25 protein-coding genes are annotated in these 22,848 nt (G+C 57.3%); 15 read left to right on the top strand and 10 right to left on the bottom strand.

Going from position 1 to position 22,848, the window contains the following annotated elements:
- Positions 1-10 precede the first annotated feature (10 nt).
- Together ACHZBF_RS11745 and ACHZBF_RS11740 are read left to right on the top strand one after the other, a co-directional pair.
- The gene (locus tag ACHZBF_RS11745) at positions 11-1,015 is read left to right on the top strand and encodes an alcohol dehydrogenase family protein (RefSeq protein ID WP_335342975.1); all 1,005 of its coding nucleotides are present in this window, start codon (positions 11-13) and stop codon (positions 1,013-1,015) included.
- A gap of 166 nt (positions 1,016-1,181) precedes the next feature.
- A complete protein-coding gene (locus tag ACHZBF_RS11740) occupies positions 1,182-1,685 on the top strand; it encodes a GNAT family N-acetyltransferase (protein ID WP_321528528.1) in 504 nt (167 codons plus the stop codon).
- Positions 1,686-1,872: 187 nt separating this feature from the next.
- Here the strand turns inward: ACHZBF_RS11740 and ACHZBF_RS11735 are convergent, their stop codons facing one another.
- Positions 1,873-2,520 carry a hypothetical protein gene (locus ACHZBF_RS11735; RefSeq protein ID WP_335342974.1) on the bottom strand — a complete coding sequence of 216 codons (648 nt, stop codon included), beginning with the start codon at positions 2,518-2,520 and terminating at the stop codon, positions 1,873-1,875.
- Between the two features lie 308 nt (positions 2,521-2,828).
- Here ACHZBF_RS11735 and ACHZBF_RS11730 point away from each other — a divergent pair, with 308 nt between their 5' ends.
- A complete protein-coding gene (locus tag ACHZBF_RS11730; protein WP_321528527.1) occupies positions 2,829-3,497 on the top strand; it encodes a peroxiredoxin in 669 nt (222 codons plus the stop codon).
- Positions 3,498-3,745: 248 nt separating this feature from the next.
- On the opposite strand, the gene ACHZBF_RS11725 is transcribed toward ACHZBF_RS11730, so the two are convergent.
- Positions 3,746-3,988: a hypothetical protein gene (locus tag ACHZBF_RS11725; protein ID WP_273440570.1), complete on the bottom strand. Its 243-nt coding sequence runs from the start codon at positions 3,986-3,988 to the stop codon at positions 3,746-3,748.
- Between the two features lie 465 nt (positions 3,989-4,453).
- Here ACHZBF_RS11725 and msrA point away from each other — a divergent pair, with 465 nt between their 5' ends.
- A complete protein-coding gene (gene msrA, locus ACHZBF_RS11720; RefSeq protein ID WP_029134453.1) occupies positions 4,454-5,044 on the top strand; it encodes a peptide-methionine (S)-S-oxide reductase MsrA in 591 nt (196 codons plus the stop codon).
- A gap of 110 nt (positions 5,045-5,154) precedes the next feature.
- Here msrA and ACHZBF_RS11715 read toward each other — a convergent pair whose 3' ends face one another.
- Together ACHZBF_RS11715 and ACHZBF_RS11710 are read right to left on the bottom strand one after the other, a co-directional pair.
- Positions 5,155-6,051 carry an alpha/beta hydrolase gene (locus ACHZBF_RS11715; RefSeq protein WP_321528526.1) on the bottom strand — a complete coding sequence of 299 codons (897 nt, stop codon included), beginning with the start codon at positions 6,049-6,051 and terminating at the stop codon, positions 5,155-5,157.
- A gap of 354 nt (positions 6,052-6,405) precedes the next feature.
- Complete coding sequence (locus ACHZBF_RS11710) at positions 6,406-6,738, bottom strand: PepSY domain-containing protein (protein ID WP_051302526.1); 333 nt, start codon at positions 6,736-6,738, stop codon at positions 6,406-6,408.
- 462 nt (positions 6,739-7,200) lie between these two features.
- On the opposite strand from ACHZBF_RS11710, the gene ACHZBF_RS11705 reads away from it, so the two are divergent.
- Complete coding sequence (locus tag ACHZBF_RS11705; RefSeq protein WP_029134455.1) at positions 7,201-7,674, top strand: CBS domain-containing protein; 474 nt, start codon at positions 7,201-7,203, stop codon at positions 7,672-7,674.
- A gap of 122 nt (positions 7,675-7,796) precedes the next feature.
- Positions 7,797-8,390: a uracil-DNA glycosylase family protein gene (locus tag ACHZBF_RS11700; RefSeq protein WP_321528525.1), complete on the top strand. Its 594-nt coding sequence runs from the start codon at positions 7,797-7,799 to the stop codon at positions 8,388-8,390.
- On the opposite strand, the gene ACHZBF_RS11695 is transcribed toward ACHZBF_RS11700, so the two are convergent.
- Both ACHZBF_RS11695 and ACHZBF_RS11690 read right to left on the bottom strand, forming a co-directional pair.
- Entirely contained in the window at positions 8,391-9,011 is a 621-nt protein-coding gene (locus ACHZBF_RS11695) for a riboflavin synthase (RefSeq protein ID WP_029134457.1), read from the bottom strand.
- 47 nt (positions 9,012-9,058) lie between these two features.
- Entirely contained in the window at positions 9,059-9,931 is an 873-nt protein-coding gene (locus ACHZBF_RS11690) for a LysR substrate-binding domain-containing protein (RefSeq protein ID WP_037375814.1), read from the bottom strand.
- A 122-nt stretch (positions 9,932-10,053) separates the two neighbouring features.
- Here ACHZBF_RS11690 and ACHZBF_RS11685 point away from each other — a divergent pair, with 122 nt between their 5' ends.
- The 3 genes from ACHZBF_RS11685 to ACHZBF_RS11675 all read left to right on the top strand — a co-directional run bounded on the left by ACHZBF_RS11685 (position 10,054) and on the right by ACHZBF_RS11675 (position 12,285).
- A complete protein-coding gene (locus ACHZBF_RS11685; protein ID WP_273440575.1) occupies positions 10,054-10,317 on the top strand; it encodes a DUF1127 domain-containing protein in 264 nt (87 codons plus the stop codon).
- A gap of 296 nt (positions 10,318-10,613) precedes the next feature.
- Positions 10,614-11,801, top strand: coding sequence for a SpoIIE family protein phosphatase (locus ACHZBF_RS11680; RefSeq protein ID WP_029134460.1), 1,188 nt, complete (start codon positions 10,614-10,616; stop codon positions 11,799-11,801).
- Positions 11,794-12,285, top strand: coding sequence for an STAS domain-containing protein (locus tag ACHZBF_RS11675; RefSeq protein ID WP_029134461.1), 492 nt, complete (start codon positions 11,794-11,796; stop codon positions 12,283-12,285). The genes ACHZBF_RS11680 and ACHZBF_RS11675 overlap by 8 nt, the downstream gene beginning before the upstream one ends.
- Positions 12,286-12,502: 217 nt before the next feature.
- Here ACHZBF_RS11675 and ACHZBF_RS11670 read toward each other — a convergent pair whose 3' ends face one another.
- Complete coding sequence (locus ACHZBF_RS11670) at positions 12,503-12,877, bottom strand: RNA recognition motif domain-containing protein (protein WP_321528524.1); 375 nt, start codon at positions 12,875-12,877, stop codon at positions 12,503-12,505.
- 243 nt (positions 12,878-13,120) lie between these two features.
- On the opposite strand from ACHZBF_RS11670, the gene ACHZBF_RS11665 reads away from it, so the two are divergent.
- From ACHZBF_RS11665 to ACHZBF_RS11645, 5 genes are all read left to right on the top strand, one after another.
- Positions 13,121-13,813, top strand: coding sequence for a L,D-transpeptidase family protein (locus ACHZBF_RS11665; RefSeq protein ID WP_051302532.1), 693 nt, complete (start codon positions 13,121-13,123; stop codon positions 13,811-13,813).
- 65 nt (positions 13,814-13,878) lie between these two features.
- Positions 13,879-16,254: a penicillin-binding protein 1B gene (gene mrcB / locus ACHZBF_RS11660; RefSeq protein WP_051302534.1), complete on the top strand. Its 2,376-nt coding sequence runs from the start codon at positions 13,879-13,881 to the stop codon at positions 16,252-16,254.
- Positions 16,251-16,790, top strand: a complete 540-nt coding sequence (locus tag ACHZBF_RS11655; protein WP_321528523.1) for a tetratricopeptide repeat protein — start codon at positions 16,251-16,253, stop codon at positions 16,788-16,790. Before mrcB ends, ACHZBF_RS11655 begins: the two co-directional genes overlap by 4 nt.
- 113 nt (positions 16,791-16,903) lie before the next feature.
- Positions 16,904-17,401 carry a hypothetical protein gene (locus ACHZBF_RS11650; protein ID WP_029134463.1) on the top strand — a complete coding sequence of 166 codons (498 nt, stop codon included), beginning with the start codon at positions 16,904-16,906 and terminating at the stop codon, positions 17,399-17,401.
- Between the two features lie 7 nt (positions 17,402-17,408).
- Positions 17,409-19,361: an ATP-dependent DNA helicase gene (locus tag ACHZBF_RS11645; protein ID WP_029134464.1), complete on the top strand. Its 1,953-nt coding sequence runs from the start codon at positions 17,409-17,411 to the stop codon at positions 19,359-19,361.
- A gap of 147 nt (positions 19,362-19,508) precedes the next feature.
- On the opposite strand, the gene ACHZBF_RS11640 is transcribed toward ACHZBF_RS11645, so the two are convergent.
- Positions 19,509-19,901: a PilZ domain-containing protein gene (locus ACHZBF_RS11640; protein WP_321528522.1), complete on the bottom strand. Its 393-nt coding sequence runs from the start codon at positions 19,899-19,901 to the stop codon at positions 19,509-19,511.
- Positions 19,902-20,013: 112 nt separating this feature from the next.
- Here ACHZBF_RS11640 and tsaB point away from each other — a divergent pair, with 112 nt between their 5' ends.
- Positions 20,014-20,706 (top strand): tRNA (adenosine(37)-N6)-threonylcarbamoyltransferase complex dimerization subunit type 1 TsaB, encoded by a 693-nt coding sequence (gene tsaB / locus ACHZBF_RS11635; RefSeq protein WP_321528521.1) that lies wholly within the window; start codon positions 20,014-20,016, stop codon positions 20,704-20,706.
- A 110-nt stretch (positions 20,707-20,816) separates the two neighbouring features.
- Here tsaB and ACHZBF_RS11630 read toward each other — a convergent pair whose 3' ends face one another.
- Together ACHZBF_RS11630 and ACHZBF_RS11625 are read right to left on the bottom strand one after the other, a co-directional pair.
- Positions 20,817-21,779, bottom strand: coding sequence for a sensor domain-containing diguanylate cyclase (locus ACHZBF_RS11630; protein WP_321528520.1), 963 nt, complete (start codon positions 21,777-21,779; stop codon positions 20,817-20,819).
- A gap of 2 nt (positions 21,780-21,781) precedes the next feature.
- Entirely contained in the window at positions 21,782-22,771 is a 990-nt protein-coding gene (locus tag ACHZBF_RS11625) for a response regulator (RefSeq protein WP_029134467.1), read from the bottom strand.
- Positions 22,772-22,848: the final 77 nt, after the last annotated feature.

The raw sequence follows: 22,848 nt of genomic DNA, 5'->3' as shown, positions 1-22,848 counted from the left end.
ACATGGCGGCTTGGATAAACTGGTGCTTCGCGACGATATCCCAGTGCCTGTTCCTGGGCCTCGCGATGTATTGATAAAGATAAGCGCAGCCGGGGTTAACAATACCGATATCAATACCCGAATAGGGTGGTATTCGAAGTCAAACGGAGACAGTGAGGACGCAGGCTGGGCGGGAAATCCCATACAACTACCCCGAATCCAGGGTGCTGATGTTTGCGGCAAAGTTGTTGCCGTTGGAGAGCAAGTTGACACCAGTCTTCTGAATGAAAGAGTGTTGGTTGAGCCATGCATTCTGGAGGCAGGCGGCAAGGTCCTGGATCAACCCTGGTATTTTGGTTCCGAATGCGACGGTGGATTCGCTGAATACACGGTTGTTGCAGCCAGGCATGCCCATAAAATCAACAGCAAGCTCAGTGATATTGAACTCGCATCCTTTCCCTGCTCCTATTCCACCGCTGAAAACCTGCTTACCAGAGCCGAGGTCGGTGCAAAAGATGTCGTATTGGTAACTGGAGCATCAGGCGGTGTGGGTTCTGCTGTTGTTCAACTTGCCAAGGCGAGGAGGGCGCAGGTTATCGGGGTCACCTCACCATCCAAGGCAGACAGGATTATGGATCTTGGGGCTGATCGTACGCTTGCGAGAGATGCCAGTCTTGTTCAAGAGCTGGGAAATGGCACTGTTGATGTGGTGATTGATCTGGTGGCGGGCAAGCAGTGGCCGGATCTGTTGAATGTACTTAGGCCTTTTGGACGCTATGCCGTTTCAGGTGCTATTGCAGGCCCGTTTGTGGAGCTGGATGTCAGAACACTTTACCTGAAGGATTTGAGTTTGTTCGGCTGTACTGTTCTGGATGAGGTGGTTTTCCCAAACCTTATCAAGCGAATTGAGGCCGGTGAAATCTCACCTGTCGTTGCAAAAACGTTTTCTCTAACCCAGATCCCGGAGGCGCAGCAACTATTCGAAACCAAGCAGCACGTCGGAAAGTTTGTGATCGATATATCCGATGACGGATAAGTGCGGTTCAACGCATCGCGCACTAAAACGACCGTGGTAGCGGGAAAATAGAAAACTGACAGGGACAAGGCAGTATGGTGTTTACCTGGATATCTTGGGACAGCCATACAGTCGCATCGCCCCCTCGCAATATATTGTTGCTCAATCAACCGATGATAGATATCCGATGACATCGCTCATGCAGTTCCATATCCGTAAATACCAGGACAGTGACCTACCAGCACTTGCCAAGATTTACCGTGGTTCAATTAGGCATTTGGGCGCAGAGTGCTATACGAAGGAGCAGATCGAGGCATGGTCCAGTTTTTCGGAAAATATTCAGGCGTTTGAAAATTGGCTTAAAGGCGCCACTACTTTGGTAGCAGTTGATAGTGAAAATGCTTGTGTCGGATTTGGCGGCCTTGAAGCGCATGGGCGTATCTCTTCACTGTTCGTGTCGCCGGAATGGATGCGAAAGGGAGTTGGCAGCGGCATATTGGGACATTTGCTGGAAGAGGCGGGGGCGCGGGCATTCAGCGTGGTCACAACAGAGGCGTCAGAGTTTTCCCGACCTTTGTTTGAACAACATGGGTTTGTTGTTACGGAAATCGAGCAGACGGAATTCAAAGGTGTGAAGTTCGCTCGATACGCCATGCAAGCCCGCCTCAAGCATGGATTCAAGTCGATGTAGAGATTGCGCTGATAAACCGCTCATTGACACCTCACGGAGAGGTGTCTATCTGGTGTGATTACGGGGAAAGGCGCGAGCGTTGCCTGGGTCTGGTTTCTTTTCAGTCTTGCTGGGCACGCTGCGCTTTGCTCATCCTGCTAACCGGAGGCGCGGTGCCGGAATCGGTCGAAACCGGCACCGGTCCGGGTCAGTCAGCGGCGAAGCAGTAGAAGTAGCCGTTACCGCCGGTTTTGGGCAGATCATCCTTACCGCAGCCACGCGTGCCATGGGCCGAGGTCCAGGAGGTATTGCCGCCGCCGTGACGGTCATGGTGCCCCACCTGGGCGCTGCCTTCGCCATTGCTCGTCCAGTTGTTGCAGGTGTGATCTGCATCATCCGGGAAATAGGCGGTGCCGTCATCCTGGCTGCCGGTCAGGATGTCATGCTGATTGGGTTTGTCGTAACGCCCCTTGATCCGGTTGCCGTTTTCATCCAGCGCCGTCTCAAGAGTAATTTTATTGTTGTACAGGTGCAGGTCGGTGAGATTGGCACCGATCAATACGCCGTGGGCGTTATACCAGGGACCGTTGCCTATTCTATCCCGGGCGGAAATACCCCGCTTGTCCGGTTCTTCGGTGCTGAGATAGGCACGCCACTCCCGGTTGCCTGCGCCGGCTGCCGTGGCCAGTTTTTGACAGTGCGCGTCGGCACCGGCGAGTCCGCCCAGGTTGGCGCCGTCACCCAAACCTATACTGGTGACAAAGAAGCCCATGGGGCGAAGTTCCTCCGCAGTCAGCATGAATGAACCGCAAAGGGCACTAGCGCCGAATAGTAGTGCAATGGCTTTGTGTTGCATTGTTGTCTCCTCCGTAAACTATTTTTGACTCCATAAACTCGCTACACAGCTTCAGTGTAGGATATTAAGTGTCCTGTATCGGGATTTTGAGTCTGAATTAAAATGCTGACAACGTAGAGTCTAGACCATCCCGATCCCAAGAAAAGTTTTAAATTCGCCTCGACTCGGGAAGCGGCGTCCCGGGCAAAATTATTCGGTCTAAAACACTGCGCTTATATGCTAAAAAGTCATTTGACCAAGTAAAATACTCAACTATTATTTTGGTGCGCAATTTGTGCATCCGCCCCGACGGGCGAAGGAGGTTTATCATGACTTTACGACTCGGCGACGAAGCCCCTGATTTCGTTGCGGAATCTACCCAGGGAAAGATCAAATTCCATGAATGGATCGGTGACGGTTGGGCAATTCTGTTCTCCCATCCCAAAGACTTCACCCCAGTCTGCACCACGGAACTGGGCTATTTGGCGGGCCTGAAGTCGGAGTTTGACAAGCGTAACTGTAAGATCCTCGGTCTGAGCGTGGACCCGGTGGAAGACCACCAACGCTGGGCCAAGGATATCGAGGAGACCCAGGGCCACGCCTTGAACTACCCCTTGATCGGTGATACCGACCTCAAGGTAGCCAAGCTTTATGATATGATTCATCCCAATGTCGGTGACGACGCTCGCTCCCGCACCGCGGTGGATAATGCCACCGTGCGCTCGGTCTTCATTGTCGGCCCGGACAAGAAGATCAAGGTGATGCTCACTTACCCCATGAGCACCGGGCGCAATTTTGATGAGATCCTGCGCACCCTGGACTCTTGCCAGCTAACCGCGGCGTACCAGGTTGCGACGCCGGTGAACTGGCATATGGGTGAAGATGTCATCATTGTCCCGGTGGTATCGGATGCAGACGCCAAACGGAGCTTCCCCGAGGGGTGGAAGGCTCCCAAACCGTACATTCGTATCGTGCATCAATCGCAACTCAAACACTAAGCGTGTTTCCCCTTGGGAACCTCCGATTAAGCCTGGACGAAGTAGCTTGCGAGCCAGAATGATCAGGTTCAAGGCCTGATTCACAGGTAACAGCCGGTCATTGCGCAGATTTATAACGCAGAAGCCGGACATTACGTGTGTAGATTACGAGTTCATGGCTTGATCAGGGTTCCCTTAGCCAAATGTCCGGCGCGACACCACCAGGGGTGGGATTGTCTTGACATCGGCCGGTGCCGGTCAGCCAAGTGTCATGACTTGATCCACTGACACCTGGGATCAATCCAACGCTCGTGTACCACCGCTTCAATGTCTTCGAGCAGCATCATGGCTTCGGGATGCTGGTGCAGTGTTCTGACCGGTACCGTTACACCGGTTCCCAGGTGCGACATAATCAGATAGGGCTCTCCTGGTTGTCCGTATTGTGTACAGTCGATGGAGACAAATGACAGGGGCGGAGTGGTGAGTGCTGCCAGCAGAAGTAGTGATTTCATGGCTGCCTCTTTGGCTGATCGGGATCAGTGGACCCTGCGAGGGCAAGGTTGGCAACTTTAGGCGCACCGACCATGGTAGGGTGATGTGCAATGCAAACTTCCCGGCGATCTCAACAGCATCAACTGCTATGCGCGTCATCTGCGCGGGATTGCCTCAGGGCCATCCTGGACTTCAATCGTCAGTTATTTCGGCTTCTTTGTATAACGATAGTTTAAAAACACTGTTCCTGCGAATCAGAGGTAGGTGATTCCGACAGTCATCGCACTGTATTTCATCCGAAGTACCTGGCCATTTATAACAAAATGATAACGTCTGAAGTATTTCGATTGTCAGACTGGTCAATAAGGGTGAAAGTAAATTGACTATCTCGCCAATGCCATCCCCTATCTCAAATGTTGTCTGAGATACTGGTGTCATCAGGTAGGGCTATTGGTCATACAGTTAAACCGAAACGGAGAGTCATCGTGAAACCTAAGTGGGCATATTTTTTATTACCCGGTCTGTTGTTCGGTACATCGAGTGTCCTGGCCGACAAGGCCATCCTGGCGGGCGGATGTTTTTGGTGCATGGAGTCCGATTTTGAAAAACTTCCAGGTGTCACCGATGTGATTTCAGGATTTACCGGAGGAACACTGAAAAACCCCACTTACAATGGTGATCACACCGGTCACTATGAAGCGGTGGAAATTACCTATGATCCGGATAAGGTGAGTTACCAGGAATTGTTGGCTCACTATTGGGTGAATATTGACCCGTTCGATGATCGCGGACAGTTTTGCGACAAGGGACACAGTTATTTAAGTGCCATCTTTGTCGCAAACGACAAGGAACGGAAAATAGCCGAACAGTCAAAACGGGAAGTGGAGGCGCAGTTCCCCGATCAACAAGTGGTTACGCCGATCCTGCCGGCTGCAACGTTTTATCCGATAACGGGCGACGAAAGTTACCATCAGGATTATTACAAAAATAACCCGGTTCGCTATAAATTCTATCGCTGGAACTGTGGTCGTGATCAACGTCTGCAAGCGCTTTGGGGAGACAGGGCAACCCATTGACCCGCCGGGAACGGCTAGTCATTCAGTCAGTCCTCATGTGCAATTCACCCGGTAGGTCGGATTAGCGCTGCGTAATCCGACAACCAATGCTGAAGAGCATCTTCCCGGGTTCACTGTCGAGGATGTTCACAGGACCGCATAGTGTGGCCGGCAAAGCCCTGCTGTTGAAGAAAACTCACCAACGCGAAGCCGTGCTGCTCGATCTTGTCGACGGAGTCGTGTTCTGCCTCATCGATTTCAAGCAGCGTGATGTTCGATTCCGGGCAACCTGCGGCGATTGCCCTGGCGTCTTCCACCGGTACGGTGGTATCCGCCCGGCCATGCACCAGCAGAATGGGGCAGTCGATCCGGCAAACCGTACTCAGAGGCGCGATATCGCTGAAGCGGTGCCCGATAATCCACTGCACGTAGTTCAGGACCAGACCCACAACGAGATCGGGCAGATGAAACCGCTGAAGATAGCGTTTCATCATCCATTCCGGATGCGCGAAAGCGGATATGCTGATCACGGCGGTGATATCCCGCGTTCGTGAGGCGGAGAGCAGGGCGGCGCCAGCGCCAACGGAGTGCCCCAACAGGGCCAATCTTCGCGATTGAACAGGGTGCTTCTGTCTTAGCCAGTCGATGGCGTGGTCAAGGTCCTCGGCGAAGCGCGGCAGGGACGAGAACGTGTCAGCATCGCTGTTGCCGTGGTTTCGCGCATCGATCAACAGCACGTTTATCCCGGCTTGCTGGAAGGGTTGCGCCATGGGTAGCATCAGTTCCGCGTTGCCGCCCCAGCCATGCAGAATAATAATGCTGGTGTCGGCCGCTGAAACCGGCAGCCACCAGGCAAACAGTTGTTTGCCTGACGCTGTCGGGATCCGCACGGCTTCATAGGCCAATCCAAGATCCGCTGGCGTCCCACGCTCACGCATACGTGGCGCCCGAAAACCCAGGTGCAGGGCGGCAAGAAACAGGCTGGCCAGGAGAGCCAGGGTAAGGGCGGTGCCGGTTACATAGGTCATTTGTCGGTCAGTATATCCCGGGAGCTGGATCAATCGCGCCGATGAAGAGGTCCGCCCGATATCCTATCTGTCGCCGGTTAAAAAGCACAGTCGCTTTTCAGGTAAACTCCCGTTCTTTTGTGGGTGTTAAGGGCGTATTGAGTGCGGTGAATAAGTGCTCCCTACCCCCCTGATCCCCTGGATCCGGCGGGCACCGGTAGATGCGATCCATGCCGCCCAGCGGCTTCTCCAGCCAAGTGGGTCAGGTGGTCTTCATAAACGGCCTTATCGTCAGGGGCGGATCTGCTATATTACTTGGAGGCGCCCCTGCAACCCGCTTCAACTGTGGAAGCAGGGGCATCTCATGTGGTCGTTTTATAGCTGGGTGCCGGTGCGCTCCCCGCGATACTTGTCCTGCTTGGAGCGGGACTGAAGGACTTCACCGGTCATCGGGTCGACAAACAGCTTGAGCCGCTCGCCGTTGGCACCGACGGCCTTGATTTTGTAGCCATTGCGCTCGCGCTCGATTTCGTAGATATCATTAAAGCCGGCGGCGGTCACCTTGGCGTAGATTGCGGGTATTGCCAACCAGTTGTCAGCCGCTGCGTTTGACATGCTGGCGCTATCGGTTGCTGATACGGCAAAGGCGGTCCCGCCAAAGGTTGCGGCGGTCAGGGCAATGGCTAAAATTGCATGTGATGTTTTCATAATTAAATCTCCAGTTGGGCAGTGTTGAATGGCGATCGGAGTAGCGACCGTGAGCACAGTATGAAATAGCCCTGCTGAATTGATCCTGAAAAAACATGGCCAGATCCCAATGGATTTCGAATACTTGCAAATTCTCGGGCGTGACACTCGTTGTCACGGTATGCGAAATGGACCTTTTGCGAGTGACGGGTAACGGTGCTTTTATCTTTCGCTCTTTATGCCCGCATAAGGATAAACCGGGTGGACAAGGGGGTTAAAAATCAGCGATTACTAAGGTCAGCCACGGTTCGGTCGCGGTCAGGATGGTTTGGTATATCGGTGGTTATGGGTTCGACCTGTTGTTCATAACAGCCACCACTGCCTGTCGTTACCGTCTGCAACGAATAACAATAACAGCGTTGCCATGCCGAATCTGGTTGCACTATTCAACCGATGTTGTGCAAAACCTTGGAGGATAAATCGATGCAGGTTAAAGAGATAATGACCAAGTCGCCACGGACAGTTACGCCTGAAACCGGTCTGCTGGAGGTGGTATCCCTGATGTGTCTCTATCGCTATAGCGGTCTGCCAGTGATGGAGGATGAGAAGATGGTCGGCTTTATTGCCGAGAAGGATGTGTTCCATCGCATGTTCCCTACCCTGGAAGATATGATGACGGACGGACTGGGAGCGGGAGATTATTCCGGCATGATGGACAAGTACAAGGATGTGGTAAATCTCAAGGTGGCCGACCTGATGGCTACCGATGTGATTACCGTGTCACCCAATCACCATATCCTGCAGGCTGCTACCACCATGGTCCGGCACAAGTTTCGCAGAATTCCAGTGGCTGAAGGGGGGGTGCTGCAAGGCATGCTGAGTCTGGGCGATGTACACAAGGCGATTTTCCAGGCCAATATTGCCGGTGCCAGCAAGGCGGTTGTGATTGGAGTCTGATCTGCCGTTCTAACCATTCCGGGTCGGAGTCATTTTTGACTTCGACCCCCTTACGTGGCCACTACACATTGCCCTCCTGAGTTGCTATCGTTCCCGGGTGCTTCCTTGCGGAGACCCGTGGCATGTCCAGGCAGCGTTTTACTTCACTCATCCAACAGGTCCGTGACTGCACTATCTGTGTTGAACATTTGCCGCTGGGTGCAAAACCCGTGTTCAGAGCGGATCCCGGGGCGGTGATTCTGGTTGCCGGACAGGCCCCGGGGCGGCGCGTGCATGAGACCGGTATCCCATTCAATGATCCCAGCGGGGATCGACTCCGCATCTGGATGGGGCTGGAGCGTGAACAGTTTTATGATGTAAGCCGTGTGGCCATTCTGCCGATGGGTTTCTGTTATCCCGGTACCGGTAAAAGCGGTGATCTGCCGCCGCGTCCCGAATGTGCCCCCCAGTGGCGGGAACAGCTACTGTCCCGGCTGCCCAATATCCGCCTGGTGCTGGCCATTGGCCAGTATGCCCAGGTCTGGCATCTGGGGAGCAATCGCAAGACCAATCTGACCGAGACGGTGAAAAGCTGGCGGGACTACTGGCCCGACCTGCTGCCGCTGCCCCATCCAAGCCCGCGTAACAATCGCTGGTTGAGTCAGAACCCCTGGTTTGAGGCGGAGGTGGTGCCGGTATTGCAGCGGCGGATCAGGGAGCTGATGGCGGCCGGCTGATCAGTTGCCGTTGTCCATGCGCTCCGCCAGCACACGCTCCACGGTATCCACAATCGCCTGGGTTTGGGGGTCGATCTCGATATTGACCAGTTCCTGTTCCTCCCGGAAACCCAGGTTGGTTCGCTCCAGGGTCTCTGGAATCAGGTTGACACAGAAGTCGCAACCATCCACTTCGCCGATGGTCAGGCTGATACCGTCAATGCCGATATAGCCCTTGGTAAAGAGATAGCGGCGATACGGTTCCGGTAGCCGGAACCAGATCTGGCGGTTGTTTTCACTGCGGATGATCCGGGTGATGGGGGCCATGCAGAGGATGTGTCCGGACATCGCGTGTCCGCCAATCTCATCACCAAAGCGGGCTGCCCGTTCGAAATTGACCCGGTCGCCCTGTTTCAGCAGTCCCAGGTTGGTAATGCGCAGGGTCTCCTGCATCAGATCGAACGAGACCCGGTCCTCTTCAATGGCGGTAACCGTCAGGCAGCAGCCGTTGTGGGCCACCGAGGCACCGGGTTCCAGGCCGGTGAGCCGCTCCGGCGGCATGCGCAGGGTGTGGGTGCGAAACTGTGGCTTTTCATTGATGGCGACCACTTCGGCGGTCCCCTGGACGATTCCGGTAAACATCTGATGACTCCAACGGTTGATACGGCTCCGATTCTATCACCGGACGGTCAGGCTGCGCTGGCCTGGTTGTCGCGGAATCCCTCGAAAATATACTCCGCCAGGCAGTTGATGGCGGGCGAGGCGGAGACCTTGGAACGCAACAAGGTAATGGCGGACTCCGGCAGGTCCGGAAACCCCTCGGCGGCGGTCAGTATGCGCATGTTCTCGTTCACGATACTGCCTACCAGTACTGTCACACCCAGACCGCAGCCGACGATCGCCTCGATGCCGGTGATGCTGGGGCTGGAGTAGGCGACCCGGTAGGGGCGGCCACTCTTGTCCAGCGCCTTCATGGCCCAGTGGCGGAAGATACAGCCGGGCTGGAACAGCACCAGCGGCAGCGGCTCCTGTTCGTGGATGAAGTGGTGTTTGGAAGTGGCCCAGACGGTCGACTCGCGTCGCAGCACTTCACCGTCCATGCTGCCCGGCACCGCCGTGACGATTGCCAGGTCAATCTCACCCGCCTTCACTGACTTGGTCAGGTGCTCGCTGCCTTTGCAGATCACCTCGACCTGCACCATCGGGTAGGATTTGGCAAACCGGGCCATAATCCGCGGAATAAAGGCGGCCACATAGTCATCCGGAATCCCGATGCGCACGCTGCCCACCATGTCCGGTTGCTGTAGCGTGGAGACCGCCTCTTCATGCAGGCGCAGGATACGCCGGGCGTAATTGAGCAGTACCTCGCCGTCCGGGGTCAATACCATGCCCCGTCCCACCTTCTCGAACAGCGGACGCCCGACCAGTTCATCCAGCTTCTTCATCTGCATGCTGACGGCGGACTGGGAGCGATGCACCACCTCGGCGGCACGGGTAAATCCACCCGCATCGGCGATGGCAACAAAGGTGCGCAGCAATTCATTATCCAGTATCGGTGCCATTTTTAACCCATCATGTCTGTTGATGTATTGCATCAAAACTATTCGTTTGAACAATGTTTAGCACGGGTCCAGACTTTCTGCAACCGGAAACAACCATCCGGTCAATCGGATCAGGAGGCGTTATGAGAAATACTATTTCAATGGGTCAGCCCTTTACTTCTGCCATCTCCCGGAACACGGGTATCAGCAAACCACGCAGATTGACCGTAAGCTGGCTGCTACGCCAGCTGACCGATCGCTTTCACCGCTGGCGCATGCTCGCCCGGGAGCGCTATCTGTTGCAGACGTTGAGTGATGAGATGCTGAAGGATATCGGCATCAGCCGACTGGACGCCGAGCAGGAGGCAAGACGGCCGTTCTGGGACGATCAGGGGATCAAACGTTGACCCCGTTTGCTCCGGGGTTGCATTGGAATAATTTCCAGATGTAACTCCGGGGTCGCCAGGGAGTACCCCCACCTGCTTGCTGCCTCGCAATAGCCCTTTTCCCGTTCCACAGGTATTTTGCTCCGCCGGTTATCCAGCTGGTACATTTTCTGCCACAAGGCATTGGCCGTGGCGAAATTAAACTACCCGTATTATGGATATGCTGTCTAAACTAGGGTACAGGCACACACGGTCGCAAAGGCGGGCGGCCTGGGGGTATCCGGTTGGCAAGCGATAAAAGCATCCCTGGAACGATAATGGATCAAGCAGTAAGTATTCTAACCATTGAGGATGAGACCGCGGTTCGGCGCAGCCTGGTGGCTCATCTGGAGGACCTGGAGTACGACTTTATCGAGGCGGCCAACGGGGTTGAGGGGATCGAGGCGTTCAACAGGGCCAAGCCGGACCTGGTCCTCTGTGATCTGCGCTTGCCAGGCATGGATGGCCTGGATGTACTCTCCACCATTGCTGAATCTTCCCCCGACACGCCCATTATCATAGTGTCAGGCGCCAACCAGGTGAGTGACGCCATACAGGCGCTGAAGCGCGGCGCCTGGGATTACATTACCAAGCCGATTGTGGATTTCCAGATTCTGGATACGGCCATCGAACGCGCCCTGAACCGGGCGCGTCTGATCAAGGAGAACCGGGATTATCAGAAACACCTGGAGACCCTGAACCAGGAGCTCTCGATTGCCCTGGGCCAGTTACGTGAAGATGAAGAGGCGGCCCGCGCCCTCCAGTCCAGTCTGTTACCGCCTCCTGAGGTACAGTACGGAGACTACCTGTTCCGTCGCAAGCTCCTCCCTTCGCTGTTGTTGAGTGGTGATTTTGTCGACTATTTTCCGATCGGTAATCACGAAGTGGGTTTCTACATAGCCGATATCTCCGGTCACGGCGCCGCCTCCGCCTTTGTTACGGTGATGTTGAAGACATTGTTCGAGAAACACCTGGATGCGTACCAGCATGCCCAGGAGGAGGTGATCCGGCAACCGCATGAAATGCTCGATCATCTGAACCGGGCGATCTATCAGTCACCGATTGAAAAATACCTGACCATCTTCTATGGCGTGCTGGATATTCGGGAGCATCGGCTGCGCTTCTGTTCCGGAGGTCAGTTCCCCTATCCGATGCTGTTCACTGGAGAACAGGTCACCACACTGACCAGTCATGATAAGCCGGTGGGTCTGTTTGAAGATTCAATCTATACCCAGCACCAGATCGATTTTCAGCCCGTGCAGCAGTTTCTGATGATTTCGGACGGCATTCTTGAACTGTTTCCCCGGGACTCGGCACGCAGAAGAACCGAGTGGCTGCAGCAGATGGTGTCCAGGGGGGCGCCGACCATAGAGGAACTGGTGGATCGGTTCGATATTGAACAAATGGACGAGATACCGGACGATATCGCGTTTTTATCTATTGTGCGTGGTGAGCGAAATGAGTAATGGCCAGATACTGCATGGATCGCACAATGGGGTGGAAGTACTCCGATATCGGGGCGATGTGCGGCACACGCTCTGCGTGGCGCTGGATCGGTATCTTCAGCAACTGCTGCAACGACCGGATATTCAGGGATTTGTCGTGGACCTGACCGAGGTTCTGAGCATCGACAGCACCAACCTGGGCATGCTTGCCCGGCTGTCCAGGGCAATGAAAAAGGCCGGGCTGCCCAAGGTAACGTTGATATCAAACCAGCCCGATATCAACGAACTGCTGGAGGCGGTGGGTTTTGATCAGGAATTCGATATTGTGGAGACACTGGATACGACTCTGGATGCGGTAGCGGAAATTCCTTCGCTTGAGGGCGAAAACCCGACCAGCAGCCGGTTACTGCTGGAGGCACACCGGGCCCTGATGAGTCTGAATGAGGTGAATCGTACCCGGTTCAAGGATGTGGTGCTGGCATTCGAAGATGAACTGAAGCAGTAGCGCCAGGGCAACACTGTTGGTGTATGGCCCAAGTATTCACCAATCCATAAACGAGTCTGGAGGCGGGGCCGTTTACAGGGCGGGGCGTGCCCGCCGACAGATCGGCGAAACAATTGTCGGCGCCCAAGGGGCGCTCCATGACTCCGGATCAGTTTGTAGTCTGGATGAAGTAAAACCGACCGGTACAATCCAGTGCAACCGCGGGAAGGGGTTGCCCCTAGGCCATCTCGACATGCAGGTCGAGCCGGCGCCGCTCCGATTTCAGCGAGGGTATATTCCGTCTCGCCCCTTGTGGTCTGGCGGAGCGGTGATAGTACTTGCGGACCGTCACCGCCCTGCCATGCAGCCGATGGCCGTTCAGGGTTCGCAGAGTCTCCATATCGCGATCCAGGGTCTCCAGTTGGGCCAGTCCGTGGCACTCAACTGTGCCGGTCACTCGATCGGTCATTCTAAGAATGGCAGCACTCTTCAGCCGGGTCTGTTGCCTGACCGGCAAGCCAAACCAACCCTTGTGTCCGAGCTGCCGCTTGAGGAACCGTTGCAGCTCTTTTTGGGTGGTGTTGAGTGGGATCCCCTGGATGATGACCCACATGCCGTGTCGCCCTCTGGTCCGTAAAATGGTTGTGATACCCTCGTCGGCCACAATGATTACGCTGCGTGGCCGTTTGCGGTTTATTGGTGCCGGTAATGGCTGATGATCTGGCCAACAAGCCAGGATCTGTGAGCCGAACCACACCCCGCAGTTTCATTTTTCCACAGTATAGTGTAGATATGCGGGGCTATGGACGTTCAGGCACTTCAGCAATCATCCCCGGCTAACCCAGCGACTCGTTTAATGCGGTTGATCAGTGTTCTGCTGGTCGGCCTGCTCTGTTTTCACTCATCGCCGGTCCTGGCGCTCGGGGTGAACCGCACGGTAGCCGACGTGATAACACACTATGGCGACAAGGTGGAGTCGCGGTTACAACCAAGATTTGCATTTGCCGGAGTTGAGTGGCCACCGCAGCGGGTCTCGCTGGTAGCCTTCAAGGATACCCGGCTGATGGAACTGTGGGCACTGAACGATGGTGTCTGGCAACACATTAAGGACTATCGGGTAAAAGCGATGAGCGGCCGCGTCGGCCCGAAGCTGCAGGAAGGCGATCGGCAGGTACCGGAAGGCGAGTACCGGATTGAACTCTTAAACCCCAATAGTGCCTACCACCTGTCGCTGAAACTGGATTATCCGAACGCCTTTGACCGCCAACAGGCGCAAGAGGACGGCAGAAGCAATCTGGGTGGGGATATCTTTATTCATGGCGGACGGGTGTCGACCGGCTGTCTTGCGGTTGGGGACAGTGCCGCCGAGGAGTTGTTTGTATTGGCGGCAATGATTGGCGAAGCCAATGTATCGGTACTGATCACGCCCAGGGATTACCGCTTCAGGCCGCGTCAGCCGCTGGCTGAAAATGCGCCGGCCTGGGTGGATGATCTGCATGGCCAGATCGCCAACCGGCTGCAGCTGTTCCCCCTGGCTGACAAGCGGTAGATCCAATGCCCTGCTGATTCGACAGGCAGGCATCATCTCATAACAGAGTATTTAACTAGCACCCGATGGCCAAAACTCCCGCAAAACGCGCAAAGTCTTCCGCAAAGCGTAAAACATCCACCCGCACCCGGGGACGTCGGTCGAAGTCAAGGACAGGTCGCAGCAGCGGCCGTGCCCGGCGCTGGATAAGCCGGCTGCTGGCCATCGGTTTTCTCTTCTCCCTGGTGCTGGGGGTCTATCTGCTCTACCTGGATCACACCGTCACGACCAAGTTCGAAGGCAAGCGCTGGGCCGTGCCGGCGAGGGTGTATGGGCGACCGCTGGAGCTCTATCCGGGGGCGCCGGTGACACCGGATCAGCTGGTGGCGGAACTGCGGCGCATGGGCTACCAGCGGGTCAGTTATCCCAAACAGGCAGCCAGTTGGTCGCGTAACGCCGGACGCTTCCTGATCAAGGCCCGTGATTTCCATTTCTGGGACAGTCAGGAGCCGGGCCGCTTCCTGGATATCCGCTTTGCGGGTGAGCGGATTGAAAGCCTGTCCGAAGCAGGTGGCGGGGAGCTGGCCCTGGTGCGGCTGGAAGCGCCGGAGATCGGCAGTATCTATCCGGCGCACAATGAGGATCGGGTGCTGGTACAGCGCGAGGATTTGCCCGAACCGCTGGTGCAGGCGCTGATTGTGATGGAGGATCGCACCTTCTATCAGCATCACGGCGTCGATCCCCGGGCCATCGCCCGGGCCGTCTGGGCCAACCTGCGGGCCGGCGGGGTGGTGCAGGGGGGCAGCACCCTGACCCAGCAGCTGGTAAAGAACTTCTATCTTACCCGGGAGCGAAGCCTCTGGCGCAAGTTGAATGAGGCGGCCATGGCGTTACTGCTGGAGGCCCATTATGGCAAAGAGGAGATCCTTGGTGCCTATGCCAACGAGATCTATCTGGGGCAGGACGGAGGGCGTGCGATCCATGGCTTCGGGCTGGCCAGTCATTTCTATTTCAACCGCAGCCTGCGGGAGCTGGATCTGGCGCAGATGGCGCTGCTGGTGGCCCAGGTGCGCGGTCCCTCCCTCTATGATCCCAGACGCCACCCGCAGCGCGCCAAGGAGCGGCGTGACCTGGTACTCAGGGTGATGCAGGAGCAGGGTGTGATCACCGCCAAGCAGGCCAGGGCAGCGCAACAGCGGCCGCTCGGGGTGCAGCAGAAAGGGCACGGACGGGGTAGTTATCCGGCCTTCATGGATCTGGTGAGGCGGCAGCTGCACCGGGATTACCGGGAAGAGGACCTGACTTCCGAGGGGCTGCGCATCTTCACCACGCTCGATCCCTGGGCACAGCAGCAGGCGGAAAGCGCCGTCGCGGAGCGCCTGGGCGCCCTGGAGAAGCAGTATCGTCTGCCTGGCGGAAAACTGGAGAGTGCGGCGGTCCTGGTGGATGGTGAGAGTGGCGAGGTGCGGGCCCTGGTGGGTGGCCGGAGTGCCCGATATGCTGGATTCAATCGTGCCCTGGATGCGGTCAGGCCCATCGGTTCCCTGGTCAAGCCGGTCGTGTATCTGGCGGCCTTGCAGCGCTCCGACCGTTACAACCTGGTGACGCTGTTGGATGACAGTCCGTTGAGTATCGCTGGCCGGGAGGGCGAACGCTGGGTTCCCGAGAACTATGATCACAGTTCTCACGGGCAGGTGCCGCTGCATTTGGCACTGGCCAAATCCTACAACCTGGCGACGGTCAGGCTGGGCATGGATATCGGGCTGGGATCGGTCGCCGATCTGCTGGAACAACTCGGTATAAGTCGGCCAATCACCCCGGTGCCGGCCATGTTGCTTGGCTCGGTCTCGCTCACGCCGCTGGAAGTGGCCCAGCTCTATCAGACGTTTGCCGCCGGGGGTTTTTACTCGCCCCTGCGGGCCATTCGTGGAGTCCAGTCCAACAGTGGCCAGGCGCTGCAGCGCTATCCGTTGACCGTACGTCAGTCGGTGGACGCCGGTCCGGTCTATCTGCTGAACCGCAATCTGCAGGAGGTGGTGCGCAATGGTACCGGGCAGGGGATGGCAAAATATCTTGACAGTTCACTGAGTATTGCTGGCAAGACCGGCACTACGGATGAGCTGCGCGACAGCTGGTTTGCCGGCTTCAGCGGTGACAAGGTGGCCGTGGTCTGGGTCGGGCGAGACGACAATAAACCGGCAGGCTTGACCGGGGCAACGGGCGCATTGCAGGTCTGGGGTGATATGATGCGGCGTATGCATCCGTTGCCGCTTTCACTGTTACGGCCCGATTCGGTGGAGACGGTGTGGATTGATCCGGCGTCCGGCTTCAGGGCCGATGAAGGATGCGCGGATGCAAGGCAATACCCTTTTATCGCCGGTTCGGCGCCCACCGTGACTGCTTCCTGTGCGGGGCAGCCGGGAACCTCGATCCGGCGGCTGTTTCGGAGTTTTTTTGAATGAACTGGAAAAATTTTGGCGCGCTGCTGCTGCCGGGGTTGCTGCTGGCTGGTTGTTACACGGCACCGCAACGACCCGCTGCAGAGATTGGACAGCGTCCGCCCCCGCCGGACAATACCGAGCGTGAAAGTGCGGTGGTAGTGGCACCCGCCAGGGAGCGGGATATACAGATCAGCGCCTATGAACCGGCTCCGGTGCTGCCCCTGGTCCCGTTGCACAGCAAGGCCGTCGGTTCGCTGTTGAAAGCGGCCCAGGAGCAGGAGCGGAACAATGACCTGAACGGGGCGGTCGGTACTATTGAGCGTGCACTGCGTATTGAGCCGCGAAATGGTCATCTCTGGTACCGTCTGGCCGATCTGCGTTACACCCAGGGGCAATACGGGCTTGCGTCCGACCTGGCCAGCAAATCCCTCACCCTGGCGGGCGCGGATGTGGTATTGAAGCGGGATAGCTGGCAGTTGATTGCCAAGGCGAAACGGGCCAGCGGAGATATCACCGGAGCCAAGGTGGCCGAACGCAAGGCGCGGATGCTTAATTGATTCCGCTGCGGCTACAGACGCTTATGGGTGTTTTTCCCAAGGATGCGGCAGTTGAACACGGTTTAGGATACAATTCCGCTGAAAGCCATTGATATCCGGGGAGATTTATCGGCATGAGCCTCTATGCCGCTGACAAGTTGATCGGCCAGGCACGCCAGCTCGCAGCGGAGTATCGGCGGACCATGGGCAAGCCTTTGCCCGGAATAAGCAACGAGATTGCCCTGCACGATGCCATGCGTCTGCTGCGCCTGGCGCCGGTGGATTCCTCCGTGGGCGGCTACGATGCGATCGACCCGGCGCGCGATGGCCTGCGCATTCAGATCAAGAGCCGGACCATATTCGATGAGAGCAAGACCGGTCAGCGGATCGGGCAGATCAAGGCCGATCAGCCCTGGGACTGTGTGGTGCTGGTGCTCATGGACGACGATTATGAACCCTATGAACTCTATGAAGCGGACCGGGAAGAGCTGCTCGAATTCATGGATAAATCCAGCAGCGGACGCGCCAAGCGCGGGGCGCTTTCGGTGGCCCGATTCAAAATCATAGGCCGACTGGTCTGGTCCCGGGATGCGGGCCTGGCCCCCGGGGTGTGGGATAACCAGACCGGTTAATTCGAGCATGTCTGAAATCAGCGAAATCCTGGGGTCCGACGGCCTGCTGGCCGGTTGTGTGGAGGGGTTTGCCTATCGGCCCCAGCAGGAGGCGATGGCCGAGGCAGTGATGTCCGCCATGACCCGGGGCGAGGTGCTGATCAGCGAGGCCGGCACCGGCACCGGCAAGACCTACGCCTACCTGGTGCCGGCCCTGCTGTCTGGCCAGAAGGTGATCATCTCCACCGGCACCAAGAATCTGCAGGATCAGCTGTTTCACCGCGACCTGCCCCGGGTCAGACAGGCCCTGGCGGTGCCGGCGGACGTGGCCCTGCTGAAGGGGCGCGCCAACTATCTCTGCACCCATCGTATGGAGATGACCCTGCTGGAGGGGCGTCTCAACAGTCGCGACATGGTGGATCAGCTGATGCAGGTGCAGCGCTGGTCGGGGCGCACCCGTAGCGGCGATATCGCCGAACTCACCGACATCCCCGAAGATGCCCGCATCTGGCCCCTGGTTACTTCCACCACGGAAAACTGCCTGGGCGCGGAGTGCAGTGATTACAGCGCCTGTCACCTGGTGGAGGCGCGGCGGCGCGCCCAGGAGGCGGATCTGGTGGTGATCAATCATCATCTGTTGTGCGCCGATTTCGCCCTCAAGGAGGGAGGTTTTGGCGAGCTGCTGCCGGGGGCGGACTGCTTTATCGTGGATGAGGCGCACCAGTTGCCGGAGGTGGCGGGCAACTTCTTCGGCTCCGGGATCAGCGGCCGGCAGTTGCTGGATCTTTGTCGTGATATCGACACCGAGTACCAGCGCGAGGCGGGGGATATCAAGGCGGTGCCGGAACAGTCGGCACGGCTGGCCAAGGTGACACGGGATCTGCGATTGCTGTTCGGTCTGGATCTGCGCCGTGGCCCCTGGTCGGAGATTGCCGGTAACCAAGCGATCATGCGCGTCCTGGAACAGCTGGATCAGATGCTGGCGAAAATGATCGAGCTGCTGCAACTGGTAGAGGGGCGTGGCAAGGGGCTGGACAGCTGCCTGACGCGCTGCAAAGCGATCCGCCAATCCCTCAACGAGCTGACCCGGGAGGACGAGGCGCAGGGGGAATATATCCGCTGGTTCGAGACCTATCGCCAGAGCTTCCGGTTGAACCGTACCCCGTTGGATATCTCCGCCCTGTTCCAAGCGCGGATGGCCAGTCACCCCGGTAGCTGGGTTTTCACCTCGGCAACCCTGGCGGTAGGGGGGCGTTTTGATCACTTTCAGCGACAATTGGGATTGGAGGATGCGCGCACCGCTTGCTGGGACAGTCCATTCGACTATCCGCACCAGGCACTCTGGTATGTCCCGAAAGGGATGCCCCAGCCGCGTGAACCGGACTACACCCAGGCGGTACTGGAGGTGGCGGTACCGGTGATTCGGGCGAGCGAGGGTCGTGCCTTCATCCTGTTCACCAGTCATCGGGCACTGCGTGAGGCGGCCGAGAGTCTGGAGAGCCGTCTGGACTATCCGCTGCTGGTGCAGGGCACGATGCCGAAGGGTGAACTGCTGGCCCGCTTCCGCCAACTGGGCAATGCGGTCTTGCTGGGGACCGCCAGCTTCTGGGAAGGAGTGGATGTGCGGGGCGAGGCGCTCTCCTGTGTCATTATCGACAAGCTGCCGTTCGCCTCGCCGGGCGATCCGGTGCTGCAGGCGCGCATCGATGCCCTGCGCAAGCAGGGCGGCAATCCGTTCATGGAGTTCCAGGTGCCCCAGGCGGCAATTGCCCTGAAGCAGGGCGCGGGTCGGCTGATCCGTGACGAGACCGATCGGGGCGTGCTGGTGATTTGTGATCCACGGCTGCTGAAAAAAGGCTATGGCCACCTGTTCCTGGAGAGCATGCCGCCCATGGCGCGTACCCGGGAACTGGAGGATGTGGTGCGCTTCTTTCAGGGCGGGCCGGATACGGATAATAAAAAATCAGCCGCGAATGAATAAAACCAAGCAAGGAGCGCCTCCCGGGCGCCGCGCCTTTGCCGGGTGATGTGCCGTCGCACAGACTCCGGTTGATAGAAAGGTTCTCATTCCCACGTTCCGCGTGGGAATGCATACTCTGCGTGGTGCGAGGCGCTGGCGGGTCCGGCGTTACTCCCCGAAACCGTACTGATGGATCATCTTGCGGATCGGCTCAAGGATCTCTTCCGAGGGATCGACCAACTGGAAGCCGGTATCAAAGAAGGCGCTGTTGATGTCATTGTTGCTCCAGCGGCTGACGGCGGAAAAACGGATCCTCTCCGGGTTCCCTTCCATATCCTGCCAGCGTATCTCCAGCTCGAACGGTTTGCCGGTTTCGATCTGTTTCTCGCTGATCAGCATCAGGCCGTCGGTGTTGATGTCCACGATATGCCCGAGCAGCTTGTCGGTGGCGGTGTCCCATACCCGCAGGTAATAGATCAGATGGCGCCGCAGAATCGCCCGACGCTCATCGGCGACACTGTTACCTTGCGGTGCGGTTTCATATTTTTTTCCAAAGTACATGGCGGACTCCATACTCAGGCCGGAACAATAGCCCCGATTGTAGCCAGAAAATGGCTGGAACGCTGTTAAAAGTGATCATTTTTCAATACCAGCTGGGATACAATCGGCCACCATGAAGATACTTGCCATAGAAACCGCTACCGAGGCCTGTTCTGCCGCTCTGCTGATCGACGGGAAAATCATCGAGCGCTATCAGGTACAGCCGCGCATGCACAGTCAGCTGATACTGCCGATGATGAATGAACTGCTGGCCGAAGCGGGTGTGGCTCTCACTGCCCTGGATGCGATTGCCTTTGGTCGGGGACCGGGTGCATTCACCGGAGTGCGCATTGCGGTCGGCGTGGCCCAGGGTGCGGCCTTCGCTGCCGATCTTCCGGTGGTTCCGGTTTCCACCCTGGCCGCCCTGGCACAGCGCGGCTTCCGGGAATCGGGCGGGCGACGCCTGCTGCCGGCCTATGATGCGCGTATGCAAGAGGTCTACTGGGCCGCCTATGAGGTGGATGCGCAGGGCCTTGTTTCGATCCGGGTGGCCGATGAGGTGTCCGCACCTGACCAGGTGACATTGCCGGATGGAGAGGGTTGGCAGGGTGTCGGGGCCGGCTGGGGCAGTTATCACTCCCTGCTGGCTCAGCGACTGGGTGCCTCGGTCGGGGCGGTGAATGCCGATCTCCTCTGCAGCGCCCATGACGTGGCCCTGCTCGGGGCGGCCGGTTTGACCAAGGGTGATGGGGTAGCTGCGGAACTGGCGGCGCCGGTCTATCTGCGCGACAAGGTGGCTTCCAGACCGGGCGAGCGGACCTCCTGAAGAAGGGTGGCGCATGTTTATAGGGTGGGGCGGGCCTGCCAGAAGATCATCATAAAGATCACGGGCCCACAGGATCCCCCTGTTCCTGCCGATCGCAGGTAGTTCGTCTTTTACCCCGGGGTATGAAGCGTGGTCCGGTTTCTACCATCCTCTTTCGACTGGTAGAGCGCCTTGTCCGCCCGTTCCAGCCAGGCGGTGTGGTGATTGAGTTCTTTGTTGACCTCCGCCACTCCCAGACTGATGCAGAAGCGAATCTCCTGACCTTCGTAAGTGACCCGTGTTGCCTCCACGGCCTTGCGCAGGCGCTCGGCGAACACTATGCCCCCCTGACTGTTGGTGTCCAGCAGGATGACACAGAACTCTTCACCACCGTAGCGGCCGGCAATGTCCATCTCCCGCTTGGTCTCCTGCAGCAGCGCAGAGGTGATTCTGATCACCTCGTCGCCGGCCTGATGGCCATAGGTGTCATTGACCTTCTTGAAGTGGTCGATATCGAACATTACCAGGGTGGAGGCTTGCTTGCTCCGGGGGAAACGCTTGAACTCGGTCTGCAGGTGGTTTTCCCAGGCTCGGCGGTTGAGTAATCCGGTCAGTCCATCGGTCCGACCCAGCCGGTCCAGCTCTTCATTGGCCGACTGCAGTGCCGCCTCATCCAGGGCGGCGTCGGTGGCGTCATAGAGCATGAGGCAGACATGCTCCACCTCACCCGAAATGCCGGTTAACGGGAAGATGGTCATGTTCTGATACATGGTCTCGGAACGGCCGGTGATCGGGTTGTAGCTGTTGAATCGGATGATGTAGGGGCGCTGCTGCCAGGAAGAGAATGCCCGGTTGTTGAGCAGGAATACCGTGTCCAGTTTTTTCTGCAGCCACTGGGCCGGCAGTTCCGGAAACTCCTCGAACAGGTTTTTGTCGGTCAGGGTAACGGGATTGATACCACTGTGGTTCCACATAAAGTGGTTCCAGATCTTGATCCGGTAGTTGCGGTCCAGCACCACCAGGCCCACATCTACATTGTGAATAATTCCCAACAGCAGATGCATCTCTGAAATATCATCATCGAGCGCGCTCATAATCAGATAACCTCTTCGCCTGAACGCATCTTCAGCGCATCTATGGATTCCGGCGTAATCAGCACCAGTTGATTGCACCGAATCTGGTTGTCCCCGATTACATAGTTGACCTCTATGGTCAGTATCTGCTCGTGTCCCCGTCGATTGGCAAGGATCATGGCGCTGTCCTGGTTGTGGATGGTGATGCGCGGATGACCCTGGCTGAAACAGACATCAAGCTGTTCGGCAAATCCCTTCAGGAAGGCACCGACCAGCACATTGGCGATGTCCATGTAAAGCTCCATCTCGGTGGAGGCTTCCAGATGGTCGAGATCAAAATTCAGCAGTTTGGCAACATGGCGAATATCGGTGTCATGGAACAGCAGCAGATTCTCGCCGGATATTCCGCCGCCGATGAATCCCTGGGTGATACAGGAGAAGCTGTCCCCGTGGGCGGTGGCGTTCAGGGTCATCTCCAGCTCGCCATGCTCCATCAGGCTGACATGGGGAATGGTCAGCTCGACCTTTTCATTAATGACCCGTACCAGCAGATCCGCAGCCCGGCCCATGGCGACGTTGGTGATCTCCTGTACCCATTCATTGAAGGTGACCTGAACGTTGGCCGGCAGTCTGTTTTCAGTCAGTATCCCCAATACGCCGAACTGATCGAGCACGCGGGTCAGCTCGGCGGCATCGACCGGCTTTTTTATGAAGGCCACTGCGCCTAGAGCCATGACCTGTTTATGGCTCTCCGGCTGGATATCACCGGATATGACGATGGGCAGGGTGGGCAGATCGTTTTCCCGGATATACTTCAACACCTCGAAGCCATCCATCACCGGCATGGTCAGGTCGAGCAGCAGAATGTCTCCCTTCCCGGCTTCAATCGCCGCAACTGCTTCCCGGCCGTTTTCACAAAATGTCAGATCCACATCCCACCCCGAGGGCAGGGCGCGCATGACCTGTTTTCTGGCAAAACTTGAATCGTCACAGATGATGACGGGTATTGACATAGTCGGACCGGGTTATAGTTGTTGTAGGCTTCCGGCCCCGAGTATAACAACAAAACCCTGGGCCAAGGAAAGCGCTG

Source organism: Sedimenticola selenatireducens (assembly GCF_963675335.2).
Lineage (GTDB): Bacteria > Pseudomonadota > Gammaproteobacteria > Chromatiales > Chromatiaceae > Sedimenticola > Sedimenticola selenatireducens.
Note: the sequence above shows the minus strand (reverse complement) of the source record. Positions and strands in the feature narration are given on the sequence as shown.

Coding starts and splice junctions, on each gene's coding strand:
- ACHZBF_RS11675 (WP_029134461.1), top strand. CDS start 11,794: ATGAGTAATGGCCAGATACTGCATGGATCGCACAATGGGGTGGAAGTA.
- ACHZBF_RS11705 (WP_029134455.1), top strand. CDS start 7,201: ATGCAGGTTAAAGAGATAATGACCAAGTCGCCACGGACAGTTACGCCT.
- ACHZBF_RS11710 (WP_051302526.1), bottom strand. CDS start 6,738: ATGAAAACATCACATGCAATTTTAGCCATTGCCCTGACCGCCGCAACC.
- ACHZBF_RS11645 (WP_029134464.1), top strand. CDS start 17,409: ATGTCTGAAATCAGCGAAATCCTGGGGTCCGACGGCCTGCTGGCCGGT.
- tsaB (WP_321528521.1), top strand. CDS start 20,014: ATGAAGATACTTGCCATAGAAACCGCTACCGAGGCCTGTTCTGCCGCT.
- ACHZBF_RS11680 (WP_029134460.1), top strand. CDS start 10,614: ATGGATCAAGCAGTAAGTATTCTAACCATTGAGGATGAGACCGCGGTT.
- ACHZBF_RS11655 (WP_321528523.1), top strand. CDS start 16,251: ATGAACTGGAAAAATTTTGGCGCGCTGCTGCTGCCGGGGTTGCTGCTG.
- ACHZBF_RS11700 (WP_321528525.1), top strand. CDS start 7,797: ATGTCCAGGCAGCGTTTTACTTCACTCATCCAACAGGTCCGTGACTGC.
- ACHZBF_RS11630 (WP_321528520.1), bottom strand. CDS start 21,779: ATGAGCGCGCTCGATGATGATATTTCAGAGATGCATCTGCTGTTGGGA.
- ACHZBF_RS11665 (WP_051302532.1), top strand. CDS start 13,121: ATGCGGTTGATCAGTGTTCTGCTGGTCGGCCTGCTCTGTTTTCACTCA.
- ACHZBF_RS11735 (WP_335342974.1), bottom strand. CDS start 2,520: ATGCAACACAAAGCCATTGCACTACTATTCGGCGCTAGTGCCCTTTGC.
- ACHZBF_RS11625 (WP_029134467.1), bottom strand. CDS start 22,771: ATGTCAATACCCGTCATCATCTGTGACGATTCAAGTTTTGCCAGAAAA.
- ACHZBF_RS11695 (WP_029134457.1), bottom strand. CDS start 9,011: ATGTTTACCGGAATCGTCCAGGGGACCGCCGAAGTGGTCGCCATCAAT.
- ACHZBF_RS11725 (WP_273440570.1), bottom strand. CDS start 3,988: ATGAAATCACTACTTCTGCTGGCAGCACTCACCACTCCGCCCCTGTCA.
- ACHZBF_RS11685 (WP_273440575.1), top strand. CDS start 10,054: ATGAGAAATACTATTTCAATGGGTCAGCCCTTTACTTCTGCCATCTCC.
- ACHZBF_RS11670 (WP_321528524.1), bottom strand. CDS start 12,877: ATGTGGGTCATCATCCAGGGGATCCCACTCAACACCACCCAAAAAGAG.
- ACHZBF_RS11715 (WP_321528526.1), bottom strand. CDS start 6,051: ATGACCTATGTAACCGGCACCGCCCTTACCCTGGCTCTCCTGGCCAGC.
- ACHZBF_RS11640 (WP_321528522.1), bottom strand. CDS start 19,901: ATGTACTTTGGAAAAAAATATGAAACCGCACCGCAAGGTAACAGTGTC.
- ACHZBF_RS11730 (WP_321528527.1), top strand. CDS start 2,829: ATGACTTTACGACTCGGCGACGAAGCCCCTGATTTCGTTGCGGAATCT.
- ACHZBF_RS11650 (WP_029134463.1), top strand. CDS start 16,904: ATGAGCCTCTATGCCGCTGACAAGTTGATCGGCCAGGCACGCCAGCTC.
- ACHZBF_RS11690 (WP_037375814.1), bottom strand. CDS start 9,931: ATGGCACCGATACTGGATAATGAATTGCTGCGCACCTTTGTTGCCATC.
- ACHZBF_RS11740 (WP_321528528.1), top strand. CDS start 1,182: ATGACATCGCTCATGCAGTTCCATATCCGTAAATACCAGGACAGTGAC.
- mrcB (WP_051302534.1), top strand. CDS start 13,879: ATGGCCAAAACTCCCGCAAAACGCGCAAAGTCTTCCGCAAAGCGTAAA.